The 7,009-nt window shown below is 62.2% G+C and carries 10 protein-coding genes and 1 pseudogene; 7 read left to right on the forward strand and 4 right to left on the reverse strand.

What is annotated here, in order from left to right:
- The 3 genes from EN932_RS24830 to EN932_RS24840 all read left to right on the forward strand — a co-directional run.
- The coding region (locus EN932_RS24830) for a WYL domain-containing protein (RefSeq protein ID WP_127389000.1) at window positions 1-185 on the forward strand (185 nt) is incomplete at its 5' end.
- Between the two features lie 71 nt (window positions 186-256).
- A complete protein-coding gene (locus EN932_RS24835) occupies window positions 257-652 on the forward strand; it encodes a VOC family protein (RefSeq protein ID WP_013529579.1) in 396 nt (131 codons plus the stop codon).
- Entirely contained in the window at window positions 649-1,086 is a 438-nt protein-coding gene (locus EN932_RS24840; RefSeq protein ID WP_127368691.1) for an EVE domain-containing protein, read from the forward strand. Before EN932_RS24835 ends, EN932_RS24840 begins: the two co-directional genes overlap by 4 nt.
- Here the strand turns inward: EN932_RS24840 and EN932_RS24845 are convergent.
- From EN932_RS24845 to sppA, 4 genes are all read right to left on the reverse strand, one after another.
- Window positions 1,083-2,048: an ornithine cyclodeaminase family protein gene (locus tag EN932_RS24845; RefSeq protein ID WP_064995564.1), complete on the reverse strand. Its 966-nt coding sequence runs from the start codon at window positions 2,046-2,048 to the stop codon at window positions 1,083-1,085. The two genes, EN932_RS24840 and EN932_RS24845, sit on opposite strands and share 4 nt — an antisense overlap.
- A gap of 37 nt (window positions 2,049-2,085) precedes the next feature.
- Complete coding sequence (locus tag EN932_RS24850; RefSeq protein ID WP_064995565.1) at window positions 2,086-2,442, reverse strand: DUF1049 domain-containing protein; 357 nt, start codon at window positions 2,440-2,442, stop codon at window positions 2,086-2,088.
- 57 nt (window positions 2,443-2,499) lie between these two features.
- Window positions 2,500-2,784, reverse strand: a complete 285-nt coding sequence (locus tag EN932_RS24855; RefSeq protein WP_006200394.1) for an integration host factor subunit beta — start codon at window positions 2,782-2,784, stop codon at window positions 2,500-2,502.
- 82 nt (window positions 2,785-2,866) lie between these two features.
- Window positions 2,867-3,823: a signal peptide peptidase SppA gene (sppA, locus tag EN932_RS24860; RefSeq protein ID WP_127368692.1), complete on the reverse strand. Its 957-nt coding sequence runs from the start codon at window positions 3,821-3,823 to the stop codon at window positions 2,867-2,869.
- A gap of 405 nt (window positions 3,824-4,228) precedes the next feature.
- Between sppA and lptC the strand changes: the two genes are divergently transcribed.
- The 4 genes and pseudogenes from lptC to EN932_RS24880 all read left to right on the forward strand — a co-directional run.
- Window positions 4,229-4,942 carry an LPS export ABC transporter periplasmic protein LptC gene (gene lptC, locus EN932_RS24865; protein WP_013529584.1) on the forward strand — a complete coding sequence of 238 codons (714 nt, stop codon included), beginning with the start codon at window positions 4,229-4,231 and terminating at the stop codon, window positions 4,940-4,942.
- Window positions 4,929-5,510 carry an LptA/OstA family protein gene (locus EN932_RS24870; RefSeq protein WP_013529585.1) on the forward strand — a complete coding sequence of 194 codons (582 nt, stop codon included), beginning with the start codon at window positions 4,929-4,931 and terminating at the stop codon, window positions 5,508-5,510. The genes lptC and EN932_RS24870 overlap by 14 nt, the downstream gene beginning before the upstream one ends.
- The gene (lptB, locus tag EN932_RS24875) at window positions 5,510-6,328 is read left to right on the forward strand and encodes an LPS export ABC transporter ATP-binding protein (protein ID WP_013529586.1); all 819 of its coding nucleotides are present in this window, start codon (window positions 5,510-5,512) and stop codon (window positions 6,326-6,328) included. Before EN932_RS24870 ends, lptB begins: the two co-directional genes overlap by 1 nt.
- A 199-nt stretch (window positions 6,329-6,527) precedes the next feature.
- Window positions 6,528-7,009: pseudogene (locus EN932_RS24880) on the forward strand (RNA polymerase sigma-54 factor); the annotation flags it as partial.

Raw genomic sequence — 7,009 nt, forward strand, 5'->3', positions numbered from 1 at the left:
CGCTGGGCTTCTTCGACAAGGTGCGGGTGGTGGTGGCGTGGTGCGAGATGCGGCAGGATTTCCGGCATTTTCGCGCCGATCGCATCGCCGAACTCCAAGCAATGGACACGCGCTATCCGCGTCGTCGCCAGGCGCTGCTCAAGGAATGGCGAACGACGCTCGACAAGCCGCGTGGTTCGCGATGACTGCTGCCATATTCTGACAGTAGCCTATCGTATGTTCGTCAAGTCGAAACACCGAACCTTGGAGAGCAGATATGGCCACCCCGAATTTCGTCATCCTCTATGTCGACCAGCCGCAGCAGAGCGGTGCCTTCTACAGCGCGCTGCTCGGTCGTGAGCCGGTCGAAAGTTCGCCGACCTTCGTGCTGTTCGTGCTCGATGCCGGCTTCAAGCTCGGCCTGTGGTCGCGCCATACGGTGGAGCCGGCAGCCGCCACGTCAGGCGGTGGCGCCGAAATCGTGTTTGCGCTGGATACGCCCGATGCGGTCGATGCCGCCCATGCCGACTGGTCCGGGCGCGGGCTGAAGATCCTGCAGACGCCGACCGACATGGATTTCGGCCGTACTTTTGTCGCGCTCGATCCCGATAATCATCGCCTGCGCGTCTACTGGCTGTCCGACGGGGAACAGGCCAATGGGGAACAGAAATGAGCGCGTATTGGATAGCGGTGGCGTCGGCCGAGCATGTCCGGCGTGGTCGCACAGCCGGCTTCATGCAGGTCAACCACGGCAAGGCGGCACCGCTGCGTCGCGTCAAGCCGGGTGATGGCGTCGTCTACTATTCGCCGACCACTGTTTTGGGCGAGAAAGACGGCCTGCAGGCTTTCACGGCGATAGGCATCGTGCGGGAAGGCGAGCCTTATCAGGGCGATATGGGCGCCGGCTTCACGCCGTTCCGCCGCGATGTGGCATGGGCCAAGGCCGAGGAAGCGCCGATCAAGCCGCTGCTCGACAGGCTGGACTTCACCGCGGCCAAGTCGAACTGGGGTTATCAGCTTCGCTTTGGCCTTTTTGAAATCGGGGATCACGATTTTCGTGTGATCGCCGAGGCGATGGGCGCCGAAATGGGTGCGACGGTAAACTAGGCCGTGAGCGCCTTGTAGACGGCAATGCCGGCGGCAAGATCCTCGAGCGCCGCTCCGACCGACTTGAACAGCGTGATCTCACCGGCGCTCTCGCGGCCCTTCTTCCGGCCGCGCGCCAATTCGTGCAGATCGGCGACGATGGCTTCCGGTTTCAGCACGCCGGAGGCCAGCGGTTGGACGATGTCGCCGGCTTCCTTGGTGGCGCCGGCGCGGGTGTCGACATAGACGCGGGCAAGCCTGATCGCATCGTCATCGCTCTCGCGCATCGTCGGCGTAAAGCCGCCGACCAGGTCGACATGGGTTCCCGGCCGCAACAATGCGCCCTTGATCAACGGCGTGGTCGTGATCGTCGCCGAGGAGACGATGTCGGCCTGCCCAAGCTCCGTATCGAGATCGCTTGCCGCACTGGCGGCGAAGCCCTGGGCGCACAGATCGGCCGCGACTTTCTCGGCATTGGCCGGGGTGCGGTTCCAGATGCGGATGGTCTTGATGGGCCGCACGGCCGAGTGCGCCTTGGCGAGGAAGGGCGACAGCGCGCCGGCGCCGACCACAAGCAGCCGCGAGGCATCGTCGCGGGCGAGATAGGAGGCCGCGAGCGCCGAAGCACAGGCGGTGCGCCATTGTGTCAGCCGCTGGCCGTCGATCAGGGCCTCGGGTTCGCCGGTGGCGCCGTTGAGCAGAAGATAGAGCCCCATCACCGCGGGCTTGCCGATGGCATTGTTGTCGGGCGACACGGTGACGATCTTGACGCCGACGTGACCGCCGGCCGACGTGCCGGCCGCGTTGAGATCGGTCCAGGCCGGCATCAAAAGCAGTGTGGAGGCGGCACCATCGGGCCGCTCGATCGTATGATGATGCCTGACAGGCTGCACCGCGCCGTCGCGAAACGCCATGCGCAGCGTCTCGACCAGCCGGGGAAAGGTCAGCGCATGGTCGACCTCTGCGGCCGAAATGGTCAGCATGAAAAACTCCGTGAGGACAAAACCGCCGATTGGCGGCTCAAGCGGTCGGCTTCGGCAATGCTGCCTCCTGGGCGGACCCCGGTGCCTGGCTTTGTGATACCGCCGGCGCACGGCTGACCGCCTGGCGCAGGTTCTCGGCTTCGACGCCGCGCTGGCGCGCCAGCTTGCGATAGCGACCCTGTTTGACCCACGTAGCCAGACTGCCGACGATCATGCCGATGGCGAGCGCCAGGAACAGGAAGATGAACAGCGGCAAAGTCAGGGTCAGCTTCGGATTGCCGGGATTGAACGGGTCCAGCGTGAAGGCGACCAGTTCGCGGTTGGCGACAGCGAGTGCGATCAGGATGATCGCCAGGGGCACGAAGATCGCGATAAGGATGAAGCGATTGAACATGATGTTTTCCGTCGGAAGCTGGCCTGTCCGAAAGGCCGTCAGGCGCTGGCGTCGCGCCTACTTGCCGCCGTTCAGCCTTTCACGCAGTTCCTTGCCGGTCTTGAAGAACGGCACCCATTTCTCCTCGACCTCGACGGATTCGCCGGTGCGCGGATTGCGTCCGGTGCGGGCGGGACGATTTTTCACCGAAAAAGCGCCGAAGCCACGCAACTCGACCCGGTTGCCTTCGGCAAGGGCGTCGGTGATTTCATCAAAGATCGCGCCGACGATGTTTTCGACGTCGCGCAGGAAAAGATGCGGATTGCGCGTGGCAATAATCTGCACAAGTTCGGACTTGATCATGAGACGGGTCCCCGTGAAAGCAGTGCGGTCAAAATTATGAGGATGATTTTATTTGCTTTTTTCACTTGCCCCAAACGGCTTCTCAAGGGTGCCAGACGGAAACGAGACCGTCAAGAAACAAGCGGTCGGCTCCGAGTTCATGGATGACGTCGCTGCTGTAGGCGGGCAGGCCGAGCGCACTGCCGATCGTTTGCGCCATCGCTTTCGAGAACAGGAAGCCGCTGCGCCGTTCGGTATCCTTCCACTCGACGACCTTGAGCTTGGCATCGACGCCCTTGGTCGCCAGCCAGTCGACCGCCACGGCCTCGCCGCCGACGGCGTCGATCAGCCCGTTGGCAACGCCCTGGCGACCGGTGAATATCGAGCCGTCGGCAAGCGCCAGCGCTTGTTCGCGGCTCATCTTGCGGCGTTCGGCGACGATGTCGACGAACCAGTTGTAACTGTCGAGGATGAGCTTGCGAACCATGGCGCGCTCGTCGTCATTGGTCGGCTTGAAGGGAGAGGGCGCGGCTTTCAGCGGCGAGGATTTCACCTCCTCCAGCTTGACGCCGAGTTTGTCCATCAGGCCGCTGACGTCGGGATACTGGATCAGCACGCCGATCGAGCCGACGATCGAGGTCTTGCGGGCAACGATGTGATCTGCGGCACTGGCGATCATATAGCCCGCCGATGCGGCGAGCGTGCCGACTTCCGCCACCACCGGCTTGTCGGCGGCCAGCTTGCGCACTTCTTCATAGATCGATTCACCGCCAACGGTGGTGCCGCCAGGCGAATCGATCGACAGGATCACGCCTTTCACCTTCGATGAAAGACGGATGGTTTCCAGCCGCTTGATCAGTTCCTCGTCCTCGGTGATCGTGCCTTCGATCTTGACCTTGGCAATATGGTCGACCGTCGAGCCGCCGAAATCGTCGCCATAGAACCAGGTTGAAAGCGCAATCACCCCAAGGGCTATAATGCCTATGGCGACGACGCGCCAGAATGTCAGCTTGCGCCGCAAACGGCGGCGGTCGATCAGGTCGTCGGCTCTCAGTGCCATGGTCAGCCTTTCAGTCGGCGGGAGGAGACGCTTTTAGACCATGATCCTCCCATCTGGAAGCAGTTCTCTTTTGCGCATGCCGAGACAAGTCGGCGCCTGGACGTGAGGTGGCTATCCGCGTCGGCAGTCGACGGGGCCGGGTCGGGGCCCTCTCCAGGCGTCGGTCTGCTCACATATTCGTGCAATCGCCACCAGGTCGGGCGACGAGACCGATGGCTGATAAATTTTACGCCGCGTGTCTGTTTCTGCTATGGAGAAGACGCAGTTGTGCGGACTTCGTTTTCGTCTGTACAAAGGCGGCTGTCACATTTTTGCAGTTTTCGTGGGCTTGTGCTTGCTTGAAAGCGCCGGCGTCCCACCTATAGGCGGTGCCCGAGGGCGGGCAGGGTTAGAAGAAAGCAGTGAATGTTAGCGCGACCGATTGAACCGACCGACGCCGAGGCGGTGTTGGCTCCCCCGGCGGACGGCCGGACGCGCGGCGATGCTTTCGACCGTGCACAGCGTCATTCGCGCCGCGTGCGCGTTCTCAAATTTGCCGTGCCGGTGGCCGCAGCACTGATAGCGGTCGCTTTCCCGGTCTACTCCTATCTCGCCGCACCCGTCTCGGTGAAGATTCAGGCGGAAGGCACTGCCTTTTCCAACGGCAAGCTGGTGATGGCCAATCCCAAGCTCAACGGTTTCACCAAGCAGAAGCAGCCTTATTCGATGACGGCGCTGCGTGCCATTCAGGATGTCAGCACGCAAGGTATCATCGAGCTGGAAGGCATCGACGCCAAGGTGCCGATCGCGTCCGACAATGTGGCGGCGGTCAAGGCCTCGCACGGCACCTACGATCGCGACGGCAATACGATGAACCTGACCAGCGACGTGACGATCACCACGACCGACGGCATGCAGGCCAAGTTCAAATCGGTCTTCCTCGACATGGGCAAAGGCACTATGAAGACAGGAGATCCCGTCGATGTCAGCCGTGGCGGGTCGCGGATCACGGCGGATACGATGTCGGTTCAGGACAATGGCAAGATTCTGGTTTTCGAGAACAAAGTGCGCGTCAACATCGATTCCGCCGCCCTGAAGGCGGCACAGGGAAACAGCGGAGAAACCAATGCGGCTCAGTAGTTCGACGCGGCTCGCGGCTGCAACTTCAGCGTTGCTGCTGCTCGGACTCGTGCCGTCATGGGCGCAGACGACCAGTCAATCAGGCCTCAAACTGTCCGGCGACAAGCCGATCCAGATCGAGAGCGACAAGCTGGAAGTCCGCCAGGCCGACAGTGTCGCCATCTTCACGGGCAATGTCAGCGTCGTCCAGGGGCCGACATTGATGAAGGCCGGCAAGATGACGGTCTACTACGTCAAGGACCCCAACGCCGCTGCCAAGGGCACGGAGGCCGCGGGTGCTGCGATGACGGGCTCGGCCAACATCGATCACCTGGAGATCTCCGACAAGGTCTATATCAAGTCGGATGCGCAGATCGCGACCGGCGATCAAGGCAGCTTCGATATGAAGAGCCAGGTGCTGGTGCTTTCGGGCAAAAAGGTCGTTCTGTCGCAAAACGACAACGTTCTGGTGGGCTGCAAACTTACCGTGCAGATGAAAAGCGGGCTGGCTCAGGTGGATCCATGCGCTGGGCAACGCGTCCAGATGTCGATCACACCGCCGCCGAAATCGGGAGCGACGAACCCCTGATGGCCAGCCTGTCGTCGCTGACGGCGCGTCTTCCGGGACGGGCCGCCGGCAAGCTTTCGGCGCCGGCCACGGTGACCGTCGATGCGGGAAAGTTCAAGGGAACCCTGATCGCCAAGGGGCTGACCAAGAGCTACAAGGGCCGCAAGGTCGTCAGCGGCGTCACCATCGGCGTGCGCGCCGGAGAGGCCGTTGGACTGCTCGGCCCCAACGGCGCCGGCAAGACGACCTGTTTCTATATGGTTACCGGCCTGGTGCCGGTGGATGAAGGCACGATCGAGATCGACGGCTTCGATGTCACGTCGATGCCGATGTACCGTCGCGCACGCCTCGGCATCGGCTATCTTCCGCAGGAAGCATCGATCTTCCGCGGCCTCAATGTCGAGCAGAATATCCGCGCCGTGCTGGAAGTGGTCGAAAAGGACCGCAAGGTGCGCGAGCGCAATCTCGACGAACTGCTCGAGGAATTCCACATCAGCCATCTGCGCAAGGCGCCATCCATGTCGCTTTCGGGCGGCGAGCGGCGACGCTTGGAAATCGCGCGAGCGCTGGCGACGCGTCCGGCCTACATGCTCCTCGACGAGCCTTTCGCCGGCATCGATCCGATCGCCGTCGCGGATATTCAACAACTGGTGCGCCACCTGACGGCGCGCGGCATCGGCGTCCTCATCACCGATCACAATGTGCGCGAAACGCTCGGCCTCATCGACCGCGCCTACATCATCCATGCCGGCCAGGTGCTGACCCATGGAAGGGCCGACGAAGTGGTGGCAAACCCGGATGTGCGGCGACTTTACCTCGGCGAGGGTTTCACCCTCTGAGCGTGAAATTTGTTTCCTGACACGATTTTTGCGGTTCGCGCGGCGCTTTTTCCTCGATTTTGCTCCGAGATAACGCTCCGGTAAGCGAGTTTTGCTACCAATTGCCTTGACAAGCAAAAGCCGGGCCAGTTTCTATGGCCGGCTGCAAAATTCCTTTCCGGAAGTCCGGATGCGTAGACGAGGCGTTTGAAACCGAACCATGGCGTTGGCGGCCAAACTACAGCTACGACAATCGCAGTCGCTGGTGATGACGCCGCAACTGATGCAGTCGATTCGGCTGCTGCAGTTCACCCATGTCGAGCTCGAGCATTTCATCGACGAGGAAATCGAGCGCAATCCGCTGCTGGAGCGCGCCGAGCCGCAGGACGATGCCGCCAGCGACCAGGCGCAGAAGATCGAGGCGGAGCCGCAAGCCACCTCCGAAGGCGACTGGTTCGAAAACGAGACGCAGTGGAGCGCGGAGGCGATCTCGGACAAGCTCGACACGTCGCTGGAAAACCTGTTTCCCGACGACCCGGGCACCAGCGAGCGGCTCGGTCCCGACCTGACGGCGCAATGGAAATCGGCTTCCGGCAATGGCGCGGGTTCCTCATCCGAGTGGTTTGACGCCGGCGATATGGCGACTGCTGCGATCACGCTGCGCGACCATGTCGGCGAGGTCGGCGGCGATCAGACGTGCAG

Source organism: Mesorhizobium sp. M7A.F.Ca.US.002.01.1.1 (assembly GCF_004022955.1).
GTDB classification, from domain to species: domain Bacteria; phylum Pseudomonadota; class Alphaproteobacteria; order Rhizobiales; family Rhizobiaceae; genus Mesorhizobium; species Mesorhizobium ciceri.

What these genes read in the sequence shown, in the direction of transcription:
- EN932_RS24835 (WP_013529579.1), top strand. Translation starts at nt 257, where the DNA reads ATGGCCACCCCGAATTTCGTCATCCTCTATGTCGACCAGCCGCAGCAG.
- EN932_RS24840 (WP_127368691.1), top strand. Translation starts at nt 649, where the DNA reads ATGAGCGCGTATTGGATAGCGGTGGCGTCGGCCGAGCATGTCCGGCGT.
- EN932_RS24845 (WP_064995564.1), bottom strand. Translation starts at nt 2,048, where the DNA reads ATGCTGACCATTTCGGCCGCAGAGGTCGACCATGCGCTGACCTTTCCC.
- EN932_RS24850 (WP_064995565.1), bottom strand. Translation starts at nt 2,442, where the DNA reads ATGTTCAATCGCTTCATCCTTATCGCGATCTTCGTGCCCCTGGCGATC.
- EN932_RS24855 (WP_006200394.1), bottom strand. Translation starts at nt 2,784, where the DNA reads ATGATCAAGTCCGAACTTGTGCAGATTATTGCCACGCGCAATCCGCAT.
- sppA (WP_127368692.1), bottom strand. Translation starts at nt 3,823, where the DNA reads ATGGCACTGAGAGCCGACGACCTGATCGACCGCCGCCGTTTGCGGCGC.
- lptC (WP_013529584.1), top strand. Translation starts at nt 4,229, where the DNA reads ATGTTAGCGCGACCGATTGAACCGACCGACGCCGAGGCGGTGTTGGCT.
- EN932_RS24870 (WP_013529585.1), top strand. Translation starts at nt 4,929, where the DNA reads ATGCGGCTCAGTAGTTCGACGCGGCTCGCGGCTGCAACTTCAGCGTTG.
- lptB (WP_013529586.1), top strand. Translation starts at nt 5,510, where the DNA reads ATGGCCAGCCTGTCGTCGCTGACGGCGCGTCTTCCGGGACGGGCCGCC.